Source organism: Mycolicibacterium sp. HS_4_1 (assembly GCF_054515875.1).
This window is the reverse complement of sequence record NZ_CM137261.1, coordinates 5,655,417-5,677,826: the sequence shown is the minus strand read 5'-3', so window position 1 is coordinate 5,677,826 and position 22,410 is coordinate 5,655,417. Positions and strand designations below refer to the sequence as shown.

Annotated in this window: 22 protein-coding genes; 15 read left to right on the top strand and 7 right to left on the bottom strand. The window is 66.9% G+C overall.

Features of this window, described 5'->3' with window-relative positions:
* Positions 1 to 28 precede the first annotated feature (28 nt).
* Complete coding sequence (locus tag ACX12F_RS27390; protein WP_459367373.1) at positions 29 to 541, bottom strand: OsmC family protein; 513 nt, start codon at positions 539 to 541, stop codon at positions 29 to 31.
* An 81-nt stretch (positions 542 to 622) separates the two neighbouring features.
* On the opposite strand from ACX12F_RS27390, the gene ACX12F_RS27385 reads away from it, so the two are divergent.
* The 3 genes from ACX12F_RS27385 (at position 623) to ACX12F_RS27375 (ending at position 3,205) form a co-directional block, all read left to right on the top strand.
* Positions 623 to 934, top strand: coding sequence for a YciI family protein (locus tag ACX12F_RS27385; protein ID WP_459367372.1), 312 nt, complete (start codon positions 623 to 625; stop codon positions 932 to 934).
* A gap of 51 nt (positions 935 to 985) precedes the next feature.
* Positions 986 to 1,429 carry a PPOX class F420-dependent oxidoreductase gene (locus tag ACX12F_RS27380; protein WP_459367371.1) on the top strand — a complete coding sequence of 148 codons (444 nt, stop codon included), beginning with the start codon at positions 986 to 988 and terminating at the stop codon, positions 1,427 to 1,429.
* A 505-nt stretch (positions 1,430 to 1,934) separates the two neighbouring features.
* A protein-coding gene (locus ACX12F_RS27375) for an IS3 family transposase (protein ID WP_459367370.1) occupies positions 1,935 to 3,205 on the top strand; the annotation gives its coding sequence in 2 pieces (ribosomal slippage) (positions 1,935 to 2,208 and positions 2,208 to 3,205; 1,272 coding nt in all).
* 262 nt (positions 3,206 to 3,467) lie between these two features.
* On the opposite strand, the gene ACX12F_RS27370 is transcribed toward ACX12F_RS27375, so the two are convergent.
* Positions 3,468 to 3,719, bottom strand: coding sequence for a hypothetical protein (locus tag ACX12F_RS27370; protein ID WP_459367369.1), 252 nt, complete (start codon positions 3,717 to 3,719; stop codon positions 3,468 to 3,470).
* Between the two features lie 299 nt (positions 3,720 to 4,018).
* Positions 4,019 to 4,657, bottom strand: coding sequence for a porin MspA (locus tag ACX12F_RS27365; protein ID WP_459367368.1), 639 nt, complete (start codon positions 4,655 to 4,657; stop codon positions 4,019 to 4,021).
* A gap of 116 nt (positions 4,658 to 4,773) precedes the next feature.
* Between ACX12F_RS27365 and ACX12F_RS27360 the strand changes: the two genes are divergently transcribed.
* A complete protein-coding gene (locus tag ACX12F_RS27360) occupies positions 4,774 to 6,144 on the top strand; it encodes a sensor histidine kinase (RefSeq protein WP_459367367.1) in 1,371 nt (456 codons plus the stop codon).
* Here the strand turns inward: ACX12F_RS27360 and ACX12F_RS27355 are convergent.
* Positions 6,133 to 6,801: a response regulator transcription factor gene (locus ACX12F_RS27355; RefSeq protein ID WP_459367366.1), complete on the bottom strand. Its 669-nt coding sequence runs from the start codon at positions 6,799 to 6,801 to the stop codon at positions 6,133 to 6,135. The genes ACX12F_RS27360 and ACX12F_RS27355 overlap by 12 nt on opposite strands.
* A gap of 211 nt (positions 6,802 to 7,012) precedes the next feature.
* Here ACX12F_RS27355 and ACX12F_RS27350 point away from each other — a divergent pair, with 211 nt between their 5' ends.
* The 10 genes from ACX12F_RS27350 (at position 7,013) to ACX12F_RS27305 (ending at position 16,743) form a co-directional block, all read left to right on the top strand.
* Entirely contained in the window at positions 7,013 to 7,210 is a 198-nt protein-coding gene (locus tag ACX12F_RS27350) for a hypothetical protein (RefSeq protein ID WP_459367365.1), read from the top strand.
* Between the two features lie 135 nt (positions 7,211 to 7,345).
* On the top strand, positions 7,346 to 8,608 hold the full coding sequence (locus ACX12F_RS27345; protein ID WP_459367364.1) for a COG4705 family protein: 1,263 nt from the start codon (positions 7,346 to 7,348) through the stop codon (positions 8,606 to 8,608).
* A gap of 141 nt (positions 8,609 to 8,749) precedes the next feature.
* On the top strand, positions 8,750 to 9,355 hold the full coding sequence (locus ACX12F_RS27340; protein WP_459367363.1) for a phosphatase PAP2 family protein: 606 nt from the start codon (positions 8,750 to 8,752) through the stop codon (positions 9,353 to 9,355).
* A 312-nt stretch (positions 9,356 to 9,667) separates the two neighbouring features.
* Positions 9,668 to 10,222 (top strand): hypothetical protein, encoded by a 555-nt coding sequence (locus ACX12F_RS27335; protein ID WP_459367362.1) that lies wholly within the window; start codon positions 9,668 to 9,670, stop codon positions 10,220 to 10,222.
* Entirely contained in the window at positions 10,219 to 10,890 is a 672-nt protein-coding gene (locus tag ACX12F_RS27330) for an ABC transporter ATP-binding protein (protein ID WP_459367361.1), read from the top strand. Before ACX12F_RS27335 ends, ACX12F_RS27330 begins: the two co-directional genes overlap by 4 nt.
* The gene (locus ACX12F_RS27325; protein ID WP_459367360.1) at positions 10,887 to 11,579 is read left to right on the top strand and encodes an ABC transporter ATP-binding protein; all 693 of its coding nucleotides are present in this window, start codon (positions 10,887 to 10,889) and stop codon (positions 11,577 to 11,579) included. The genes ACX12F_RS27330 and ACX12F_RS27325 overlap by 4 nt, the downstream gene beginning before the upstream one ends.
* Entirely contained in the window at positions 11,576 to 14,218 is a 2,643-nt protein-coding gene (locus ACX12F_RS27320) for an FtsX-like permease family protein (protein WP_459367359.1), read from the top strand. Before ACX12F_RS27325 ends, ACX12F_RS27320 begins: the two co-directional genes overlap by 4 nt.
* Before the next feature lie 244 nt (positions 14,219 to 14,462).
* A complete protein-coding gene (locus ACX12F_RS27315; RefSeq protein WP_459367358.1) occupies positions 14,463 to 15,284 on the top strand; it encodes a COG4705 family protein in 822 nt (273 codons plus the stop codon).
* A 287-nt stretch (positions 15,285 to 15,571) separates the two neighbouring features.
* A complete protein-coding gene (locus ACX12F_RS27310; protein WP_459367357.1) occupies positions 15,572 to 15,715 on the top strand; it encodes a hypothetical protein in 144 nt (47 codons plus the stop codon).
* A complete protein-coding gene (locus tag ACX12F_RS27305; protein WP_459367356.1) occupies positions 15,712 to 16,743 on the top strand; it encodes a hypothetical protein in 1,032 nt (343 codons plus the stop codon). The genes ACX12F_RS27310 and ACX12F_RS27305 overlap by 4 nt, the downstream gene beginning before the upstream one ends.
* A 372-nt stretch (positions 16,744 to 17,115) precedes the next feature.
* On the opposite strand, the gene ACX12F_RS27300 is transcribed toward ACX12F_RS27305, so the two are convergent.
* On the bottom strand, positions 17,116 to 17,955 hold the full coding sequence (locus ACX12F_RS27300) for an APA family fibronectin-binding glycoprotein (protein WP_459367355.1): 840 nt from the start codon (positions 17,953 to 17,955) through the stop codon (positions 17,116 to 17,118).
* A gap of 376 nt (positions 17,956 to 18,331) precedes the next feature.
* On the opposite strand from ACX12F_RS27300, the gene ACX12F_RS27295 reads away from it, so the two are divergent.
* Entirely contained in the window at positions 18,332 to 20,692 is a 2,361-nt protein-coding gene (locus ACX12F_RS27295; protein WP_459367354.1) for a plasma-membrane proton-efflux P-type ATPase, read from the top strand.
* 89 nt (positions 20,693 to 20,781) lie between these two features.
* Here the strand turns inward: ACX12F_RS27295 and ACX12F_RS27290 are convergent, their stop codons facing one another.
* Both ACX12F_RS27290 and ACX12F_RS27285 read right to left on the bottom strand, forming a co-directional pair.
* Entirely contained in the window at positions 20,782 to 21,669 is an 888-nt protein-coding gene (locus ACX12F_RS27290; protein WP_459367353.1) for a universal stress protein, read from the bottom strand.
* Between the two features lie 286 nt (positions 21,670 to 21,955).
* Positions 21,956 to 22,312, bottom strand: coding sequence for a hypothetical protein (locus ACX12F_RS27285; protein ID WP_459367352.1), 357 nt, complete (start codon positions 22,310 to 22,312; stop codon positions 21,956 to 21,958).
* Between the last annotated feature and the right edge of the window lie 98 nt (positions 22,313 to 22,410).

The following is a 22,410-nucleotide window of genomic DNA, read 5'->3' as shown; positions in this document are numbered from 1 at the left end:
GGCGGCTCAACAAATCAGACCGGACCCATCACCTGATGATCAGCCGCGTATGCACCGGAGTCGCCCCGGTCGTCAGATCCAGCACCGGGCAGTGTGCATCCACCGCGTCCTGGAGTTCGCGGTAGCGCTCCGGGGATTCCGGGCCGGAGACGTTGACCGTGACTCGGATCTGTTGGAAGCCGGGGCGGACGTTGTGGTCCAGACCGAAGAAGCCGCGCACATCGAGATCGCCTTCGGCGCTCGCGCTGAGCGAGTCGACCTGGATGCCGAGCCGCTCGGCCCAGAAACGGTACGTCACCACCTGGCAGGACAGCAGCGCGGCGAGGTAGTACTCGACGGGGTTGGGCGCCGTGTGCTGTCCACCGAGCGCCGGTGGCTCGTCGGCGTGGATGCGGTACGTGCCGAGCGTGATCTCGCTGCCGACGGTGCCTTCGGGCTGCGCGGAGGCTTTGAACACCACGGTGGCCGCGGCGGGATTGCCGGCGACGGCCGCCCGGGTGGCGTCGGTGATCGCGTTGAGGGAAGTCACGGAAGCACTCACGCGGGCGACGTTATGTTCGCCGACGTCGGGGATCCACCATTGTGCTCACGATGAATTCAACGTCCGGACTACGCTTTTGCCATGACGGCTCAGTGGCTACCGCGGTACCTGCTGGTCTATTCGTCGACGGAGCAGGCGCGGGCGAAAATAGCGGAGCTGTTTCCCGCGCACCAGGCACACGCTGGTCAGTTCCGTCAGGAACACCCGGGGGTCCTCCTGATGCTGGGACCGGTCCAGGACGCCGGCCCGGGGGAGTTCGGGGCGCTGGCTGTGTTCACCGACAAGGATGCTGCCGAGCGATTCGCGGTCGCCGATCCGTTCGTCGTCGGCGGCGCGGTGACCGACTGGGTGGTGCGAACCTGGCTGTGGTCGGCGGAGCCGGACGAAGCCTGACGAGACCAACGGCGATTGGACGAGCAGATGCCCAGTAATGCGGTTTCGGCCATGAGCAAGTTGATGTTTCGGGGCATGGACAAGTTGCGTCACCGGGACGCCTTCGATATCGGGGAGCCGACGAGGTCCGATTTTACGGGCTTCGACAGGGCGCGACAGATCGTCCTCGTCACGTTCAAGCGCTCGGGTGAGGCCATGCCCAGTCCGATCAATCACGGTGTCGCCGACGGCAGGTTGTATGTCCGCACCGATGCGTCGACGGGCAAGGTGAAGCGGGTGCGTCACGATCCGCGGGTGGTTGTGGTGCCGTGCAATCTTCGGGGCCGGCCGAAGGGGCAGCCGGTCGCGGGCATCGCGCGGATTCTGCCCGAGGCCGAGCACGCCCGCGCCGACGCCGCAATCGCCGCGAACTGGTCGCCGGCCATGACGGTGTTCGAGCGGACGCTCGAGAAGAGCAGCTCGGCGTTCGACATCCCGATTGTCCGATCCCATTGAACATCGCAGTCTGGCTCCGCGGTTGCTGGGTTTTGCAAGGTTTGTCGGGACGTCCTACCACCGTTGGTCCCGAGATACTTTGCATTTTCGGTGGGCTGACGCCTATATCCCATCCCGGGCATGAGTCGACACCGTCTGTTGGCGAATTCTGAAAGTAGACAGCCGAGGGTCCCTTGGGGGTTGACCCACCGGGTGCTCCGTGGAGGGTGCTTTCGGTGGAGGTTGGTGTTCGTTGTCTGGGCACCTATCTGGCTGATCGGACGAATCTGTCCGAGGTCGATACCGCAGCCGATCTGTGTGCAACAAACTCAGGGCGGTTCAGGGTGAGCGCGTTTGTGTACTGGCCATCATGAAAACCGAAACCATCCCTGGTGGCAACACCAAAACCACCTACACAGCAACGCCTTTCGAGCGAATCGATCAGCCGGACTGAACAGTGATCCCGCTACTCTGAACCGCCCCGGGTTTGATGCACACCTTCTTTCGAGGGAAGGTAGTTCGCATCATGCCGAAGAAGTACGACGAGGAGTTCAAGGCCCGGGCAGTGCGACTGGTCGCTGACCATGTCGAGGAGTACGACACCCGCACGGCTTGTCTGGAGGCGGTCGCCAAGCGGTTGGGCGTGTCCTATGAATCGCTGCGCCGGTGGTCCAACCAGGCCGAGGTCGATGCCGGCCAGCGCGACGGCGTGCCCACTGACACGGTGCGCGAGTTGCGCGAGCTCAAACGTAAGAATCGTGAGCTCGAGGAAACCATCGAAATCCTCAAAGCGGCAACAAGTTTCTTCGCGCGGGAGAGCGACCCGCGACGCCGCTGATTTGTGCGTTCATCGCCGAGCACCGCGCTCGGTTCGGGGTCGCTTCGATCTGCCGCGTGCTGTCCGAGCACGGCTGCCAGATTGCCCCGAGAACCTTCTATGCCTGGGCCTCGCGACCGCCGTCGGCGCGCGCGTTGTGGGACACGGTCATCACGCAGGTGCTCGCTGGCCTCTACGAGCCCGACGCCGATGGCCGCCGCGCACCTGAGTCGCTGTACGGGGCGACCAAGATGTGGGCTCACCTGAACCGTCAGGGCATCCCGGTGGCCCGCTGCACCGTCGAGCGCCTCATGAAAGCCAAGGGCTGGCGTGGAGTGACCCGCCGTAAGAAGGTCCGCACGACCATCGCTGATCCGGCCGCCGGGCGGGCGCCGGATCTGGTGGACCGCCAGTTCCGGGTGCCTGCTCCGAACATGTTGCTGGTGGCTGACTTCACGTATGTCCGTTTGGCCAGCGGGGTGTTCGTCTACACCGCGTTCGCCATCGATGCGTACGCCGGGCGGATCGTGGGCTGGACCTGCTCGGCGGGCAAGCGTGACGGGTTCGTGCGTCGGGCGATCCGGCACGCCGCCGAACTTCGCAGACGTGAGGGTAATCCATTGTCCGGCCGCACTATTCACCACAGCGACGCAGGATCGCAGTATACGTCGGTGCGCTTCGGGGAAACCTTGGCGCTGTCCGGGCTCGTTCCGTCGATCGGGTCGATCGGAGACGCCTACGACAATGCCCTGGCCGAGACGACCATCGGGCTCTACAAGCACGAAGCCGTCCGCGACGATTCGCCGTTTCGGCGCGGCCCGCTGCACCGGCTGACCGACGTGGAACTGCTCACCGCGGACTGGGTGCATTGGTACAACACCGGCCGGCTCATGCACCGCCTGGGACGTATCCCACCGATCGAATTCGAGACCGTCTACTACGCTACGACCGCAGCCCAATCCGAGGCTGCCCACCAATAACCGGTGTGCATCGAACCCGGGGCGGTTCACTCTGACTTGGTCTGTTTCTTCTGGGTGACGCGGACGCACACCCAGCGGAAGGACTGTGCTGCCGAAAATGGTGCTGTTACGTGTCCCAGTAACGCGTTATCGCGATGGTGCGCGGGGGCGCCCTTGCTTTGCAGGGCGGCATGTTCTGCGCTGTTCGCGTGTGGTGCAGCGGCGGACCCGCCACGTTGGCAGGCCCGCCGCCGCGGGTGAGAGTCTCATAGCGGCGGTGCCGCTACCGCCTTGGGGGCAGGGGAGTTGCTGGGGTGTCAGGCACCTCCGGGCCGCTCCGGTCACCGCCCTGAATACCGTCGTTGTCTGGGGCTCCCGGAACATCAGGTGTGTCACCCGGCTCCGGTGCATCGACAACCGGAGCCTGTGGGCCCGGTATCGGGGTGGCATGTGCTAGCGCAACGCCGCTGCCGATCATGCCGGCCAGCAGGGCCGCGCCTACCGCGGCCGCCATCGTGTCTTTGCGAATGGTCACTGTTATTTCCCTTTCGTTCGATTCTCCGCCGATCTGGCGATGCATTGACCGTGCCCGACTGCGGCTGAGCTGCCGCTGAACGCGCCTGAGAAATCCCGCAGGTAGCACCGCCCGGGCATGCCCGGTGAGCTTTACCAGCGGCCGAGCCTTGCGCGCCGTGTCATGGCGGACTGGTCAGTGGCAGCTATGCCGCTGCCGGCACCACCGCCCATCCCCGGGTTATGCACAGAGCGCACCGAAGGCGCAGTCCCGCGATCGCAGCGAGACGCGTTGTGGCAATCGCGCGGCCGGGCCGGTTGTCAGTTCATGTTCCAGGGTTCGCCGTAGGTGGTGACCGAGTCGCCGGTCTTGGAGATCAGGCGTGCGAATGGGCGTAGCAGTACCCCGCCGGCGGCGCCGGTGACGGTGCCGTGCGCGTTGGACACCGCCACTGCGCGATGCGGACCGGACACGTCCACCGAGAACGTCGCCACTTCCTGGACGCCGGGGCCGTTACCCAGGTCAGCGGAAATCGACACTCCCGGAAGCAAGTTCGGGGTGATGATGCCGCCACAGCACGCGCCGCGCAGCGTCCCGGGACCGACATTGTCGAGCAGGATGTTCGGCGTGGTGTAGCTAAAGTTGATGCCTACGCCCAGTGACCACGGGAAACCGATCTGGTACCCGAGTTCCAGGGTGCCCGCGAAGTCGTCGCAGCCCGCGCCTTCACACGTGTAGGCGGCTTTACCGGAGTGGAACCACTCGCGGGTCAGCCGGTTGCGGTCCAACGGGAATACCCCGTTGAGGAACGTGTCCCACTGCTGCACCGTCAATGTCCGGTCGTGGCCGTCGACCAGGCTCAGTTCGTTGTCCAGGCCAGCATGAGCGGTACCGGTGCCGGCAACCTGCACGGCCGCGGCGATGCCGCACGCGATCACCGCGCGAAAAAGTGTTCGCACCAGGTCCTCCTCGATTCGATGTCGATGACGCCGGGTGCTTCGCCGCGGCACGTGAGTGTGGCAAATGCTGGCTGAGAGATCGCCAAGATCGAGGTGGCGTCCTACAGTGCACAGGCATGCGCAGCATCAGCCGGATGTCCCCGGCTCATTGGGGGATCCCAGTGCGGTCGGCGGCGGTGTCCGCAACGGTCGTCCTGGTGGCGTTCATCGTCACCAGCGCGGGGCTCATCACGGTGCTCAACACCACCCTGCTGGCCGGCATTGACGCCGCCGTTACCGACCGGGTCACCAATCTGGCCTCGGCCCTGCACGACGACTCGCCCGCCGACCTGGACGCCTCCTTACTCGCCATCGATCAGCGGATCGTGACGGTCCAGGTGATCAATCCGGCCGGCCAGGTGGTGCGCCGATCCGTCGGCGCCCCCACCACCGCGGTCATACCGGTGACCGACATCGGTTCGGGCCCCCGCCACGGTGTGATCGGCGACGGCACCGACGACGGGCTCCGTATCAGCGGCTGGCGCGTCCATACCCCCCAGGGCGACTACACGATCCTGGTCGCCGGTAGCAGCGAGTCCGCCGAAGCGACGCTGAAAACCGTTGCGCTGCTTCTCGGTGCAGCCGCGCCAATCATCATCGTAGCCTCGGCCGTGGCCACCTATCGGCTGGTGAAACGCTCCCTGCGGTCGGTGGAGGCCATCAGGGTCCGCGTCTCTGACATCTCCACCACTGACCTGTCAGAGCGAGTGCCGGTGCCGCAGCACCGAGACGAGATTTCAGAGTTGGCCCACACGATGAACGCGATGCTCGCCCGCATCGAGGCCGGGCACGCGGCGCAGCGCCAGTTCGTCGGCGATGCCTCGCACGAGCTGAGAAGCCCACTGGCGGCAATCATTTCGGCGTTGGAGGTGGGCCAGGCCCATCCGGAGCTGCTGAATTCGGAATTGACCACTGGCACATTGATTCCCGAGGCTTACCGGATGCAGGCCCTGGTCGAGGACCTGCTGCTGTTGGCCCGGGCTGATGAGCGGGCGCTGATGCTGCGCGCCGAGGACGTCGACCTCGACGATCTCGCTGAACGCGAGGCAACGCGGCTCCGACACGCAAGCACCCACACCGTGTGCACGAATCTGCAGCCCGCACGATTAACCGGTGATGCCGCCGCCCTGACCCGGGTGTTGCGCAACCTGCTGGACAACGCCGACCGCCACGCCCACTCACGGATCGACATCTCGGTGCACGATTGTGCCGGCCAGATCGAATTGACTGTCAGTGACGACGGCCCGGGCATCCCCCCGGCCAAGCGGAGAGCCGTATTTGACCGCTTCGTGCGGCTGGATTCCTCGCGATCGCGCGGTGGTGGCGGCACCGGACTCGGGCTGGCAATTGTCGCCGAGATCGTCGCCGCCCACGGCGGCCGGGTCACCATCGGGGAACGCCCTGGCGGCGGCACCGCGGTTCGGGTCAGCCTGCCGTCACGGCAGTAGTCGGTAGCCCACCCCACGGATCGTCTCAATCGTGTTGGTACCAAACGGCGTATCGATCTTGCGGCGCAGATACCCGACGTACACCTCGACCACATTGTCCTGACCCTCGTAGTGCACATCCCACACGCCGCGCAGCATGTCCGCCTTGGTCACCACCGTGTCTTTGTGCCGCATCAGAAACTCCAGGACACCAAACTCGCGCGGCGTCAACGCGATTGGCGTGCCGGCGCGGGTCACCGTGCGACGCGACGGGTCAAGCGACAAGGTCCCGGCGGCGAGCACCATCGGTCGCTCCGGCGCGCCGCGCCGCACGAGCGCACGCAGCCGAGCCACCAGCACCCGGTAGGAGAACGGCTTGGTCAGGTAGTCGTCGGCGCCCAGCTCGAAAGCGTCGGTCTGGTCGTATTCACCGTCTTTGGCGGTCAGCATCAGCACCGGCGTCCAGATGCCTTGCGCCCGCATCTGCCGCAATACCTCGTAACCGTTGAGCCCGGGCAGCATGATGTCCAGGACCACCACGTCGTAGCTGTTGGTGACGGCCTCGTGCAGTCCCTCGACGCCGTCCCCGGTGGCTACCACCAGAAAGCCGTCAGCCCGAAGTCCCATCGACAGCGTCGCAGATAGGGCCGGTTCGTCTTCGACCAGCAGAACTTTCACCTGACCTCCCGCCACAAACCCGTCAACGTCCCTTCCCTCCTTGCGAATCGATAATCGGCGGCTTAACCGATGTGCGCATCCGAATGCGGCGGTATCACCGGGTTGACTTCAGTGGCGGGTCCTGCGGTCATTCGACGTCCGCAACTAGTGTCGGTGCCCAGACCTCAGTCGCCGGAAATCGGTGATGTAGCCGCGCAATAAGGAACTCTGCGTGGTGGACATCGCGGCGCAGCTGCGCGATATCGAGCCGGATCGCCCTGATGTGTTGGGGCTGCCCGGAGCAAACGTCAAGCTCGGCCTGCGCCAGCCTCGGCACCATCGTAGCCAACTGATCCTGAAGCGCCGCGATCAAAACAGTCGCTTGGGCGGTATTCGGATCGATCATGCCCACGATGGTGACATGCGTTGACCGAAGGCTGCATCAGAAATGCCCCGCGACACCGCAAGCGATCTCAGCGTCCTCTCAGCGTGAGCCGTGCGAGTGTGCGGACGAGTCAGTCTTTCTCAGCGTCGGTTCAGCATGCGATATCTACAGTCGGCGGGTATGACCCCTGCTACCCGCGTGCAGACCCGCGCCTGGCGGGTGACTGCGAGCAAAGTGCCCGAAGTTACCATCTGGTTTTGGCTGATCAAGATTCTGTGCACCACCGTCGGGGAGAGTTTCGCCGACTGGATCAATATGGGTCTGGGTGTCGGCCTTGAGCTGACGGCCGTGATCTTCACCGTCGTGCTGGGCGCGGTCTTGGCCGTTCAGCTGCGGCTGTCGCGGTATGTACCGACGGTGTATTGGCTCACGGTCGTGGTGGTCAGCGTGGCCGGCACCCTGTACACCGACATCCTCACGGACACGCTCGCTGTTCCGCTGTCAGTGAGTACGACGGTCTTCACGGTCGCGCTGGTGGTGGTGTTCGGCGTCTGGTACGCCCGGGAGCGCACCCTGTCGATCCACAGCATCACCACCCGACCGCGTGAAGTGTTCTACTGGCTGGCCGTTCTGGTCACCTTCGCCCTGGGCACCGCGGCCGGTGACTGGACCCTGGCGCTGACCGGGTGGCCCCCCGGAATATCGGTCCTGCTGCCGCTGACCCTGATCGCCGCGGTCGCCATCGGCTGGCGCGTCGGGGTGAATTCGGTGCTGTCGTTCTGGCTGGCGTATATCCTGACCCGGCCGCTGGGCGCCAATCTCGGCGACTTTCTCGCCGCGCCGCAAACTGACCACGGATTGGGGTTGAGCTACGGGCTGACCAGCGTGATCTTCCTGGTCGCGATCGCCGCCGCGGTCACCTACCTCACCCTCACTCGCGTCGATGTCATCGAGGCACGGCAAGAGACGCCGCAACAATCAACATCGCCCAGGCCGGTACGACGGGTGTCGGTTGTCAGCACGGTCGGCTACTACGCCGTCGTTGTCCTGGCTGCCGGCGCGCTGCTGCAGTGGGCATCGATGCAGCCGCACTCCACGAAAGGCGGCAGCGAGGACGAGGCCGGCCCTGTCGCGGCAGCCGCGCCCCTCACACCGGGCAAGGTCAGCGCATTCCCGGCCGCCGATATCGCCAACTTCCGCACGATCACGCAGGACACCCTGGTGAAGGTGACCGCCGGAGATCAATCCGGTGCCCGGACCCGGATCACCGACCTGGAAACCGCATGGGACCACGCTCAAGACCGGCTACAGGCCATCGACCCCGACACCTGGTCGGTTCTGGACCATCAGATCGACGCCGTACTCAAATCGATCAGGTCCGCCAATCCCAGCGCCGACGATGAAAAGCGCACCCTGACAACGCTGTTGGATAGTCTGCGCTGAACGCCCGCCGCAGGCGCGCGACGGTGAGACACGAGCAGGCGCTCGGCACCGGGGCCTGCAGCCAGCAACGCTCGAGGGCCTCAAGCTGAGCGTTATCTTCGGGTATCACCGACGTGACAACAACACCCGATAAAGGCCGCGATGGACCCCGATACCCGAATCTTCTACTACATCAACGATTTCGCACGTGACACGCCGTGGCTACACCAGGTCGTGGCGGCATATGCCAACGGTGGCATCGCGCTGTTCGCTGCCCTTCTGCTGGCCGGATGGTGGATCGCCCGGCGACGCAACAATTCCGCCGCGATGGCCGCGGCACTATGGGCGCCGCTCGGAGTACTGCTCGCCGTGGCCATCAACCAACCCATCGCAAACACCATCAACGCGACCCGCCCCTGTAACGCGTTGCCCCACATCGTGGTCCTGCACTGCAACACCGACGGTGGATTTCCCAGCGACCACGCGATGATGGCCGGAGCGGTGACTGCTGGAGTGTGGCTGGTCAGCTGGCGCCTCGGCATCGTCACCGCCATCGCGGCAGTAGTGATGGCGTTCGCCCGGGTTTACGTCGGTGCTCACTACCCGCAGGACGTGCTGGCCGGCCTTGCGCTGGGCGCGGCCGTCAGCTTCGCCGGCTACGCGGCAGTGCGACCGCTACTGCGGTGGGTAGTCGAGCGAGTCGCACACTCGCCGTTACGTGTGCTGGCTTGCACATCCGCCGCAGAGACGCCACGAGTCGCTTCCTAAAGTTCATCTACGACAACACTTTTCGGCGATCGCTGCAGTGGCATCAACGCGTGGACGCGATTCCTGCCGCAGGCCGTGGCCGCCGGCGCAGGCGGCCGCTGTGTACTGAACATGGATGCGGGTACTGCGAAGTGAAGCGACCGAGGGAACCCCTCTCATTCCAGCGCCAGCGTGCGACCCCAGCCCTGTTCTCAGCGTCTCCACAGCGCCGCGCATGCACGCTCGGGGAATAGTGCGACGCGATCATCGAAGGAAGGGGTGATGACGGCCATGGATCTCCGCAAAGTGAGACGGCTGGGCGCACTGGCCGCTGTGCTGGTGCTCGCGGGCTGTGGCCCTGTCCACACGAATACGGACAGCGCCGGATCCTCGACGGCAGGCGCGACAACATCGGAGACCAATCCCGCCGGCGACATCCCCGATAGCCAGGTGTATGTCCCGTTCACGGTGCCAGGTGGGTCATTCAGGGTGTCGGTGCCGGAGGGCTGGTCGCGCAGCGCCAGCGGTAATGCCACGGTGTTCACCGATAAAACCAACACTGTGCGGCTCGAATCTCTCGCACAGCCGACCGCGCCCACCGCGGAATCGGTGACGACCCAAGTTGTTCCCGTGATCGCGGCTGCGACCCCGGGCTATCAGCCCGGTTCGGTCAGCATCGTGCAACGCGATGCCGGGCCTGCGGTACTAGTGACGTATAAAGCAAGTAGCCCACCCAACGCGGTCACCGGCAAATCGATCATCGATGCGGTGCAGCGCTACGAGTTTTGGCACGCTGGGCGCACCGCCGTCATAACGGTATCTGGTCCAGTCGGCGCCGATAACGTCGATCCGTGGAACACCATCACCAATTCGCTGGTGTGGCAATGACTACCCCGCTGCCAATGGTGAACGCCCATGAGCTGTACCGATTTTTTCGCAGCGAGGACGAAGAAACGCAGGCGCTGCGCGGGGTGTCCTTGACAGTGCACCGCGGCGAATTCGTCACCGTCACCGGCCCCTCCGGGTCGGGCAAGTCCACACTTCTTTCCTGCCTGGCAGGCACCGACGACCCTGACGGCGGCAGTGTGCAGATCGGCGGGAAATGGATCAGCCACCGGCCGGAACGTATCCGATGCGCCATCCGCGCGGCCCACATCGGGCTGCTGTTTCAAACGGCCAATCTGTTCGAGCACCTCACGGTTGCCCAGAACGCGGCGCTGGTCAGCGCGCTGGCGAAAAACCGGCACCGCGCAGCGGTCGCCGAGTTGCTGGTCCGGCTGGGAATCGACAACCGCGCGGGCGCCTATCCGCACCAACTGTCTGGTGGCGAGCTCGCGCGCGCTGCGATCGCCGTCGCGCTGGCCAACGATCCGGCGGTGCTGCTGGCCGACGAGCCGACCGGTGAACTCGACAGCACCACCGAAGCGATGGTCCTCAACCTGCTGCGCCAGGCAGCTGGCCGCGGCGCCGCAGTGGTGGTCGCCAGCCACAGCGCAGCTGTCGTGAACACCGCAGACCGGGTGATCCGGCTAAAAGACGGGCGGGTGGTGGCGTGACCGTGGCAGACCACCCCGACCCCGCGACCGGGGTCGACGTCGTGCAATGCACGGATGTGGATCGGGTCTACGGCACGGGTCGCGCCGCGGTGATCGCGGTGCGCGGGGTCACCTGCGGCATCCCACCCGCCGCGCGCATCGCGCTCACCGGTCGCTCGGGATCGGGCAAGTCGACCCTGCTGCACCTGATCGCCGGCCTGGACACCCCGAGCCGCGGCACGATCAGCTGGCCGGCCCTGGGCGTTGACCGGCGTGGCCGGCCCACCGGAGTCGGGGTGGTGTTTCAGGGAACAAGCCTGCTCGATGACCTCGATGTCATCGAAAATGTCTCGCTGCCAATGCTTTTCGCGGGAATATCGGCCGCCGACGCGAACCAGCGAGCACATGTGGCGCTCACCGACGTCGACATTGCAGAGCTGACGCACCGACTGCCCGAAGACCTCTCGGGTGGTCAGGCTCAGCGCGTCGCGATCGCCCGGGTCCTGGCGGCGCGGCCCACGTTGATCCTGGCCGACGAGCCGACCGGGCGCCTGGACCGCCACACCGGTGAGCGCGTGATCACCGCGCTGCTGGCCGCCGCCGATACCGCCGGCGCCGCAGTCCTCATCGCCACCCACGACGACGCCGTCGCGGCGCGCTTGCCCACTCACTGGAGTATGCGCGACGGCCAGCTGGACTGCACCGCATGATCGGCCTGTGGACGTGGGGACTGCTGCGCCGCCGCGCTGGCAGATTGATCTTCACCGCTATCGGCGTGGCCGCCGCGGTCGCGCTACTGGCCAGCCTGGGCTCCTTTGTCGCCTCGGCGCAGGCCACAATGACCCAGCGCGCGGCGGCGCGTAGCATCGTCGACTGGCAGGTGCAGGTAGAACCCCAGGCTGCCAGCACTGCCGCCACACTCGACCGTGTGCGCTCGACACCGATCGTTCGCGCCGCCGTGCTGACCGGCTACGCCCACACCACCGGCCTCACAGCGTCGCCCTCGGGCACGACCCAGACCACCGGGCCCGGCATGGTGCTCGGCGTCCCCCCGGAATACTTCACGATGTTTCCTGGGGTGATTCGGCTACTAGCGGGCGCTGGCAACGGGGTTCTGCTCGCCCAGCAGGCCGCCGCCAACCTTCACGTCAAACCCGGTGACACCGTGCAGATCGGCCGCGCCGGTCTGCCACCCGCCCACGTTGTCGTCGACGGCGTCGTCGACCTGCCCACCGCCGACCAACTGTTCGCCAACATCGGTGCCCCACCAGGCGCCCAACCGGCGGCGCCACCCGACAACGTCGTGCTCCTCGGCGACGCCCTGTGGCACCAGATTTTCGACCCGCTCGCCGGTGCGCGGCCCGATCTGGTGTCCACCCAGGTGCACGCCGCCCTACAGCATGACCTGCCGCCCGCTCCGGGCGCCGCCTACCTGCAGGTGACCGGCGCGGCGCACAACCTCGAGGCCCGCAGCGCCGGAGGTGCCGTGGTCGGCGACAACCTGGGCGCCACGCTGGCCGCAGCCCGCAGCGATGCCGCCTACGCGCAGATCCTGTTCCTGTTCCTCGGCGTTCCGGCGGTCGTGCTCGCCGGTCTGCTCACCGCGACGGTGGTCACCACCGGCGCCCCGCGACGGCGCGGTGAGCAGGCGCTCTTGCGCGCCCGCGGCGCGGCTGCACCGCAACTGTTGCGCCTGGCCGCCGCCGAAGCTGCGGTGATCGGACTCGGCGGCGCAGCTGCCGGGGTGGGCGCCGCCGTCGCCGTGGGGCACACCGCGTTCGGCGCTGCGGGCCTGCGGTGGTGGACCGTAGGTGCGGTGCTGGCCGGCTTGTTTATCGCCGGCCTGGCCGTGGTCGCACCGGCCTGGCGCGACCTACGGCGAAGCCACGCACCGGCCGACCACGCCGCCCCTGCTCCCGCCCGTCTGCCGGGGTGGGCACGGTGGGGCCTGGACATCGCGGCCCTGGCGGCGTGCGCAGCGCTGTTCTTGGACCTACGGCGCGGGGGCTACCAGCTGGTGCTGGCCCCCGAGGGGACACCGACCATCTCGGTGTCCTATTGGGCCTTCGCCGCGCCCGCACTGCTGTGGGTCGGGGCCGCGCTGCTGACATGGCGCCTGGCCAACCTGCTGATGGGCCGCGGCAGGCCGCTTGTCAGCGTGACGCTGCGGCCTCTGGCCGGCCAGCTCGCACCGATCATCGCCAACACCGTCGCGCGCCGGCGCCGCACCCTGGCCGTGGCGACGGTTCTGCTCGCCCTGGCTGCCGCGTTCGCCGCCTCGACCGCCGTATTCAACGCTACCTACCGCACTCAGGCCATGGTGGACGCGCTGCTCACCAACGGCGCCGACGTGACGGTGACCGAACCTCCGGCATCGTCGGTGCCGCCGCAGGCCGCGTCAGCTCTCAGCTCGATTCCCGGTGTACGTGCGGTCGAGCCGATTCAGCACCGGTTCGCGTATATCGGCGCCGACCTTCAGGACCTCTACGGAGTCAATCCCAACACGATCGGCGCCGCTACGGCTTTGCAGGACAGCTACTTTCAGGGTGGTAGCGCTAAACAGCTGCTGGCCGAGCTGGCCGCGCGGCCCGATTCGATTCTGGTCAGCGCCGAAACAGTGAAGGACTATCAACTACATCCCGGTGACACGCTCAATCTGCGCCTCACCGACACGCGAAGCCATCAACCGGTCACGGTGCCGTTCCGTTACGCCGGCGTGGTGGCCGAATTCCCCACGGCCCCCAAAGACAGCTTCTTCGTTGCCAACAGCGGCTACGTGGCCGCGCACACCGCAAGCAATGCCGTGGGCGCTTTTCTGATCGATACCGGCGGCCGCGGCAGCGTTGCCGTCGCCGCTAAGGTGCGCGCGCTGGTCGGAACCAATGCCATTGTGACCGACATCGCGACGGTGCGCGGCACCGTCGGGTCCAGCTTGACCGCGGTCGACCTGGCCGGATTGACCCGCGTCGAACTCGGCTTCGGGCTGCTGCTGGCTGTCGCGGCGGCGGCTCTGGTCCTCATGCTGCGGCTGACCGAACGGCGGCGGAATTTCGCGATCGCCACCGCCCTCGGCGCCCACCGACATCAGCTTCGCGCGTTCGTCGCTGCCGATGCCGCGCTGCTCGGCGTAGTCGGGTTGGCGGCCGGGGCGGCCTTGGGGTGGGCGGTCGCCGAGATGCTGGTCGCGCTGCTCAATGGTGTCTTCGACCCGCCACCGCATAATCTCACCGTGCCGTGGACGTACCTGGGCACACTTGCGGCGGCAATCATCGCCTCGATCGCTGCTTCGGTGGAGATCATCGCCAGACTCGCGCGACGCACACCCCTGGCAACGCTTCGCGAGCTGTGAGCGTCGCGAGAGCGTGGCCGTCTGGGAGTCTAGGCCCCAGTCAACTACCGTGGTCAGACTGGGCTCTCAGCGCCCTCTCAGCGCCGGTCGGTAACACTGCAGTCGGCCCCATTTCCGCCCAGCAACATGCGCCCACCGCATGACACGAAACGCCTTGTCCACCCGTGATATTTCGACACCACTTCATTGCCGGGGCCGGTGTCGACCGCTGTGTCCATCCGTTCCCGTTCGCAAAGGTGGCCCCTTGAGCACCCCCACCACCAGACTGAGTTCTTCCTCCGCACTGACCCGCATCGGCGCGCTGCGGGTTCCCGAGATCACCGCAGTGTTCTGGATCGTCAAGGGATTGTCCACCGCCATGGGCGAATCCACCTCCGACTTCCTGGTGACCAGCATCGACCCACAGATCGCGGTCGTGCTGGGTTTCCTCGCCTTCGTCGCTGCCCTGACCGTGCAGCTGCGCCTCGGCCGCTACAACGCCTGGACGTATTGGGGCGCGGTGGTCATGGTCGGCGTCTTCGGCACGATGGCCGCCGATGTGATGCATGTCGTCCTCGGCATCCCCTACCCGATCTCGACCGGCTTCTACGCCCTGGTCCTCGCGGCGGTTTTCCTCGTTTGGTACCGCACCGAACACACTCTGTCGTTCCATGCGGTCGACACCAACCGCCGAGAGCTGTTCTACTGGGCCGCGGTCATGGCGACCTTCGCCATGGGCACGGCCCTGGGCGATCTCACCGCATACACACTGCATCTGGGTTACGCCGCCTCCACGGCGGTCTTCGCCGTGCTCATCCTGATACCCCCCGCAGGCTACCGCTGGCTGGGCTGGAACCCGATCGTGTGCTTCTGGACCGCCTATGTCATCACCCGTCCGCTGGGCGCCTCCATCGCCGATTGGCTTGCCAAACCCACCGGCACCAGCGGCCTCGGCCTGGGCGACGCCCCCGTGGTCGCCGTCCTCGGCGTGCTCATCCTCGCGTCGGTCACGTACTTAGCGATCACCAAATCCGATGTGCAGCAAGCCGTCCACTCCGATGGCCCGTACCGCGATGACCCGTGCTAAGGCGGTGACCAGACCGCTCAGCGGTGCACGAGTCAGCGGCGGGCCCGATCCCGTGCGTCAAACCCGCTGGCATACCGGCGAATCCGGGTCTATCACGCCCCCACCTGCGTGGCTGGCCCGGGGGCGGGGTGTGCCGGCGCGCCGCTGAAAGGCTGTTGCGGCAGCTTCGGCGGGTGCTTTAACGACGCGACCGTTGCTGGAGTGGTTAGTCGCGCGCCCGCCGTTGCGTGCGCTGGCCTGACCAGCCGCCGCGGAGACGAGCATGCATCGTTTCCTAGAATCGCATCGTGCAACAGCTGGTATCGGCGATCATCGTGCCGGCATCAGCGCGCGCACTGCGATTGCCTATCGTGACCGTGCCTGTCGTAGCACCCGGCCGCCGCATGCGGTGGATGTTGCTTCCGAACATGGCGGCGGGTATGGCGACGTGAGGTGGGGACCGTGGCCTGGCGCGGCGGTGACCGCGGTCGTGGTGAGCGCCCTGCTGCTGCTGTGCGGGTGCGATGCCACGGTGCCGGATCGGCGCGCGAACGTTGAGCGTCTGAGCCGGCAGCTGGGTTCCTTGCCCGGGGTACAGGCGGTCGACATCGCCTATGCCAACAACTGGGCCCAGGGCACCGTGCTGTTCACCATCCATGCCAAAGCTGCCGAGACCGTGAGTCCAGATCAGCTGGCCGCGATCGTCGGTACGTACCTTGGCGACCTGAAATCGGGCAGGTACCGCAGCTACCACACCGAACTCGACGTCCGCCGCGGGCGCAGTGTTTTCGCCGTGGAAAGCAGCGATCAACCGATAGCCAACGCGAGGCAGGTCATCGATCAAGCTCGCGACTGGATCGCCTTGCACGACACACTGATTGGTGCCACCGTCACGTTGCGGGCGACGATCAGACATCCCTCAGGGCGCTTGACCCCACGGGAGATGGAGAGCTCGAATCAGGCGGACATCGAGCTCCCCGAAGGTGCCCACAGCGTCGATGTTGCCAATGCCGTCGACACAATCGCCGCCCACTTCCCCCACCTAGCAGTGCTGGCCTCGGCGGTCAGCGCCGCCCTGGAACTCAACCAGATCGCCTTCACCGGACGATTCCCGACCGCGACTGAACTCGACCTCTGGCGTCAACTCGCCGCCGACCAGTCCATCCCCCACACCGACAGCATGCGGATCAACGGACCGGTCACGCCACCGGTGTGGCTGTCCGAGACAACAACCGGCACCCATGACGTCGACGTCGCGCTGGCGCTGGCGACCCGGCACCTGCCGCTGGCCGCGAGGCTACCGGCACCGGTCCTCTACACAGCCAGTGACCAAACCTCCGGCCACATCGGCGCTCACGGCGCCGCGCGTGGCCCCGTCGCCGTCACCATCGGCGGATGCACACCCCGCGATCCGCTGGTCTATCGGCCCAGCAGCAGTGAACACGCACTGATCCGCCGGTACGAGGCATGCCATCAATGACTGCGTGCCACGCCCCCGACAGACACGCTGGACCACCCGCGACATGAACAGCCTCAGTAAGCAGCCACGCGTGAAGATGGACGTGCGCACCGCAGGGGGCGCGTCCCGCGTGGGCACGTCATTGACCACCAGACACCATTGGGTTGGCGACGCGCAGGCTGGGACGGATGCTGCGTGCGCAGATTCAGCGGTGACATCGACGCCGACGTGGATTCGGCCGGTCCGACAGTGCGTATCCGCCCATGATCATGGCACCGGTGAACGGCACGACGGAGCGGATACAACATCGCTAAATGGCCTGGGCCACAAATACTTTCATCGTCGTGACGTCGGAATAGTGGTGTCGCATCGCGGCCGAGATCATTGATCGTGCTACGGCGGCGGCATCAGCTCGGGGTTCGGCGTCTCCGGCGCCGGCGCCCCGGCCGGGGCTGGTGCGCCGGGCGGGGATGGGGTGTTGCTTGCGGGCACCGGAGCCGGGTTCTGGTCCGGCGGGGCTGGCGCAGTGAACGGGCGGATCGATTCGGCCAGTGTCTGGGCGGCGACTGTGTCGATCGGGCTGTCGGCGGTCCCGAGCCAGACGACGAACCACCGGTTGCCGCCCGGCGCAGGATGGGCACCGTGCTGCGGGGTTGCCGAGCCCAGGGCCGCCGCCCAGATCTGGCCGTTGGGTTTGCCCGTGTCGGTGAATTGCACCTCGTAGTAGGAGGCGGCGCCCGGCACGCCCGCGGCGTTGAGCGCGGTGGCCTGCCTGTTGACACGGATGCCGGGGAACGGCATGAAGAATTCGCCCATGTCTGAGGCCAACCGGGCGGCGGCCTTGGCGTTGTCGGGCTCGGCGGCGGCGTAGAGCCGCTGATCCAACGTGCCCAGCATGATGGCGGCGTCGGCGGGCGGCGGGGCACCGGGTGCAGGCGTCTTGGTCAAAAGCGCTTGGCCGTAGGCGATCTTTGATGCATCACCCACCGTCCAGCCATCAGGTAGTGCGTAGCTGAATCCGCCGGCGTCGACGTTGATCCGGTTGGGGTCGGGCGCGGCGTCGGGATCTGGCGGCGGTGGGGGCGCGCCCGGGTCAGCTGGGACCGCCGGCGGCACAGGATCGGCGGCAGCCGGTGCCGGCAGCCTCAACGCCACCGTGCCCAGGATCGTCAGCACCGCCACCGCCGCCGACGTCACCCGTGGCCGAAACCGGGTCCCATCTCGTTGTCCCATGGTGACGAAGCTACCGGCGCCAGCAAAGTCGTCGGTGCCATCGCCGTGAACTGCAAGGTGATTCCCAGTCGCGCTACCCCGTATGGGCGCACAGCCCTCACCGACCGCTGACGCACCACATCCATCGCCGCCACAGCAGCTGCCGGTACGCAGCCGTCTAGAGCCGGAGGCGCTGTTCACCGCCGGGCACATCGATGCACGGCCATGACGCTCCGGCAACTTCGGCGAAGTTTCCATCAGACCGCGAAATCAGGTCGGGCCGATTCGGTGACCATCGGCACTGGGGAGAGCCGACTATGGGGGTGCACCATCGGTGATATGTCGGCCGTGGGACGGGATTGCCGTGGTGAATGAGCGCGACACTAGTGCCGGTAGCGTGCCTGGTCTCGAGTTGGGCCTTGTCGGATTGACGTCAGATCAAGCACGGGCATTGCTGGCGCAGCGCGGTCCGAACACCGTGCCCGAGCAGCGGCCACATGTGCTGGCGCGGTTGGCCGGCGGGTTGTGGGCGCCGGTGCCGTGGATGCTCGAGGCCACAATCATGTTGGAGCTGGTGCTGGGTAAGTGGGCCGACGCCGCGATCGTCGGCGTGGTGCTGATGTTCAACGCTGGGCTGGGGTTTGTGCAGCAGCAGCGGGCCGCCGCAGCGCTGGCATTGCTGCGCCACCGGCTGACGGTCAACACCCGGGTGTGCCGCGACGGCACCTGGCGGCAGGTCCCGGCGGCAGAGTTGGTCGACGGGGATCTGGTGCATGTGCGCGTCGGTGATCTGGCGCCCGCGGACCTTCGCATCGCCTCGGGTGATGTGCTGGTCGATCAGTCGAGCTTGACCGGCGAATCGGTGCCGGTGGAACGCGGCCGCGGCGACAGCGTGTTCGCCGGGTCGGTCATCGCGCGCGGTGAGGTGACGGCCACGGTGACCGCCACCGGTCCACGCACCTTTTTCGGACGTACCGCCCAGCTCGTCGGTACCGCGCAGACCGCCGATCACCTGGCCGCGGTGGTGCTGCGCATGGTGCGGGTGTTCATCATCATCGACGTGGCGCTGGCGATCGCCGGCACGATCTATCTCGCGGCCGGCGGCGCCAGTGTCGAGGACATCGCATCGTTTGCGGTGGTGCTGCTGTTGGCGTCGGTCCCGGTGGCCCTGCCGGCGGCGTTCGCACTGGCCGGGGCGCTCGGGGCACGGCATCTGGCCGGCAGGGGCATCCTGACCGCGCGGCTAGCCAGTGTGGCCGATGCCGCCGAGATGGATGTCCTGTGCGTGGATAAGACCGGCACCATCACCGGTAACCAGCTCGCGGTGGCGGCCGTGTCCGCCTGCCCCGGGGCTTCGGAGGCCGAGGTGCTGCGCATGGCCGCCGGCGCCTGCGATGCGGCCACCCAAGACCCGATCGATGTGGCAATCCTGCGCGCGGCCGCGCAGCGCGGCATCGTCCCCGATCCCCGCATCGGGTTCGTGCCCTTCGATCCCGCCACGAAACGCTGCGAAGCCACCCTGCACGCGGGATCGCGGACGGTGCGGGTCGCCAAAGGCGCGCCGCAAGTCATCGCCGCGCTCGCCGGCCAACCGGTCGACCCCGACGTTCCACTGTTGGCCGCCGCTGGCGCCCGGGTGTTGGCGGTCGCGGTCACCGACGACACGAACTCGTGGCATCAGCTGGGCCTGATCGCGCTGGCCGACCCGCCCCGTCCCGACGCGCCGGTGTTGATCGAGCAGCTGACCGAACTCGGGATCACCGTGGTGATGGTCAGCGGCGACACCGCGGCGACCGCTGCGGCGGTCGCCGCCCAGGTCGGTATCACCGGGCCGACGCTGCGGGCCGACGCGCTGCGCGACGCCAAGATGGATGCGCACGGCGCGGGGGTGATCGCCGAGGTGCTTCCCGAAGACAAGTACCGGCTCGTCAAACGTCTGCAGGACGCCGGGCACACCGTCGGTATGACCGGTGATGGGGTCAATGACGCGCCCGCGCTGCGTCAGGCCGATGTCGGGATCGCGGTGGCCGGGGCCACCGATGTCGCCAAATCCGCGGCGGGGATCGTGCTCACCCGCGAAGGACTCATCGACATCGTCGGCCTGGTGAAGGAGAGCCGGCGCATCCATCAGCGCTCGTTGACCTACGCGCTCAACGTCAGTGTCAAGAAGCTCGAGGTTCCGCTGGTGCTGGTTTTCGGGGTGTTCGCCTGGCAGCAATTCGTGTTCACCCCGCTGCTGATGGCCCTGCTGCTGCTGGGCAACGATGTGGTGAGCATGGCCATCACCACCGACCGTGCTGATTACGCCCGCCGCCCGGACCGCTGGGATGTCGGACGCATCATCGGCGGTGCGTGCGTGATCGCCGTGCCGCTGCTGAGCGCCTCGATCGGGCTACTGTGGTGGGCCCGCACCCTGTGGCCACACCTCGATCTGCCCGAGCTGCGCAGCCTGATTTTTGTGACCCTTATTGCCAGCAGCCAGGCCACCATTTACGTGGTGCGCACCCGTGAGCACGCCTGGACCAGCCGCCCCAGCAGCTGGCTGCTGGGCGCCACCGCGGCCAACCTCGCCGCCGCGCTCACCCTGGCGGTGAGCGGCACCCTCATGGCAGCGCTGGCGCCGGTCGTGGCCGCCATCGCCATCGCCGCGCTCACTGCCGCGGCCCTGCTGGCCGACTATCTCAAAATCCCCGTCTTCAAAGCCCTTGGCCTGCACCGCCTCTGGCGCCAAACCCCGCCAGCCGGGCCGACTAGCTGACCCACCCGTTCGCCGGTTGAGATGCCGGCGTGCCGCCTACAGCGCGGGCACTGACGGCGCGCCGATCGAGGGTGTTGATCAGCGGTCGATCAGCCCTGCCGCGCGACGATGACGGGCACGCGGGCCGCATGCACCACAGCGGTGCTCACCGATCCGAGCAGCATGCCGGCGAATCCACCCCGACCGTGGCTGCCCACGACCACCAGTTGAGCGTTCTCGGCCTCGTCGAGCAGATGGCGGGTCGGCTGATCCACGACCACCACGCGGCGCACGCGAACATCGGGGTAGCGGTCCTGCCACCCCGCGAGTCGCTCAGCCAGCTCTTCTTCGGCCGCCGGGCCAACCGACCACCCGCCGGGGACCTCCGACACATCGGCATCGATCCAGGCGTGCACTGCCACCAATTCGACCCCGCGCCACGAGGCTTCATCAAAGGCAATGGCGGTGGCCAACTCCGAGGCCGGTGAATCGTCGATCCCGACCACGACCGGTGCCTGCGGTGCCACGGCGGCGTCATCGTGGATCACCGCGACCGGGCAATGAGCGTGATGCACCAACGCGGTGCTGACCGACCCAAGCAAGACGCGTCGCAGCGCCCCGCGGCCTCGGCAGCCCACCACGATCATGTGTGTCTCTTTGCTCAAGTCGATCAGTGTGGGCACCAGCGGGGAAATGAACACCTCGGTGTGGATCTGGGCCGCGCCATACTCTTTGGCGGCCTCACCGGCGGCGCCCTGGGCGGCCTCAAGGATCTGCTGAGCACGTTCATCCGGCCATGGGCCGAGAGTTACGGATTGGTCAGTCGGTATCAGTGGCCAATCCGACCAGCCCTCCAGCGGTACCGACAGCCCATGCACGATGGTGAGCGCGATATTGCGCATCGCCGCTTCCCGTGCCGCCCACCGCACAGCCGCCATGGAGTAGTCCGACCCGTCGACTCCGACGAGTATTCCCCGATGCGCTGACCGAACCGGCATTTTCGCCCTCGTTTCCGTTTTCTCGGCGAACCCACGCTCGGCCTCCGTGAGCCTGGACGTCAACCACGACGCTACGAGCCCGACCGCATCCCGGTCGCGGGGCATTCGTCACCGCGGCAGGGGCCATCAGGCCTTCATGTTCCCGAATAGCCCGCACCACAAGGGGAACAGTGCAGTGGCCGATGCCACGGTGGGAATTGCGCGTGAAGCGGCGCCGGCGCGCACACTATGCGGACGGGACGAGACAGTAAGGGCCTGAAACCGTCGATTCCCCGGCCAATCCGATTCAGCGACCGCACGGAGTTGGTTTAGCTCGCCCGGTGGCGCCGAATGTGCGGGTTTGCTTGCCGCGGGCCAGGTAGATACCGGCCAAGATCGCGATGGTGCCGCTGGGCAGGCGTGCGGTGAGGTCTTCGTGCAGCAGCACGATCCCGGCGGCCACGCCGATCGGGGGATCGGGTAGGTGGACAGGGCCGCAGTGGTCGGACCGACCGCGACGATGTTGCGGTAGTTGAGCAGCTGCGCGGCCCCGGTGCCGACGCAGCCCAGCAGGATCAGGCTCCACGCCTGCCATGGCGTCGGGGATTGCGGTCAAGGCGTTGTTCCAACCCCAGATGAACCCGACGCAGGCGACCCCAAACACAGGCTCCTCCAAATGGTCGAACCCAACGGTCAGCGCGTCGTCTTCCAGCCAACCATCACATCGTCACACCATAGAATGTAACTTCGGATACATACCTA

What these genes read in the sequence shown, in the direction of transcription:
- ACX12F_RS27385 (WP_459367372.1), top strand. Translation starts at nt 623, where the DNA reads ATGACGGCTCAGTGGCTACCGCGGTACCTGCTGGTCTATTCGTCGACG.
- ACX12F_RS27380 (WP_459367371.1), top strand. Translation starts at nt 986, where the DNA reads ATGAGCAAGTTGATGTTTCGGGGCATGGACAAGTTGCGTCACCGGGAC.
- ACX12F_RS27360 (WP_459367367.1), top strand. Translation starts at nt 4,774, where the DNA reads ATGCGCAGCATCAGCCGGATGTCCCCGGCTCATTGGGGGATCCCAGTG.
- ACX12F_RS27345 (WP_459367364.1), top strand. Translation starts at nt 7,346, where the DNA reads ATGACCCCTGCTACCCGCGTGCAGACCCGCGCCTGGCGGGTGACTGCG.
- ACX12F_RS27340 (WP_459367363.1), top strand. Translation starts at nt 8,750, where the DNA reads ATGGACCCCGATACCCGAATCTTCTACTACATCAACGATTTCGCACGT.
- ACX12F_RS27330 (WP_459367361.1), top strand. Translation starts at nt 10,219, where the DNA reads ATGACTACCCCGCTGCCAATGGTGAACGCCCATGAGCTGTACCGATTT.
- ACX12F_RS27320 (WP_459367359.1), top strand. Translation starts at nt 11,576, where the DNA reads ATGATCGGCCTGTGGACGTGGGGACTGCTGCGCCGCCGCGCTGGCAGA.
- ACX12F_RS27300 (WP_459367355.1), bottom strand. Translation starts at nt 17,955, where the DNA reads ATGGGACAACGAGATGGGACCCGGTTTCGGCCACGGGTGACGTCGGCG.
- ACX12F_RS27290 (WP_459367353.1), bottom strand. Translation starts at nt 21,669, where the DNA reads ATGCCGGTTCGGTCAGCGCATCGGGGAATACTCGTCGGAGTCGACGGG.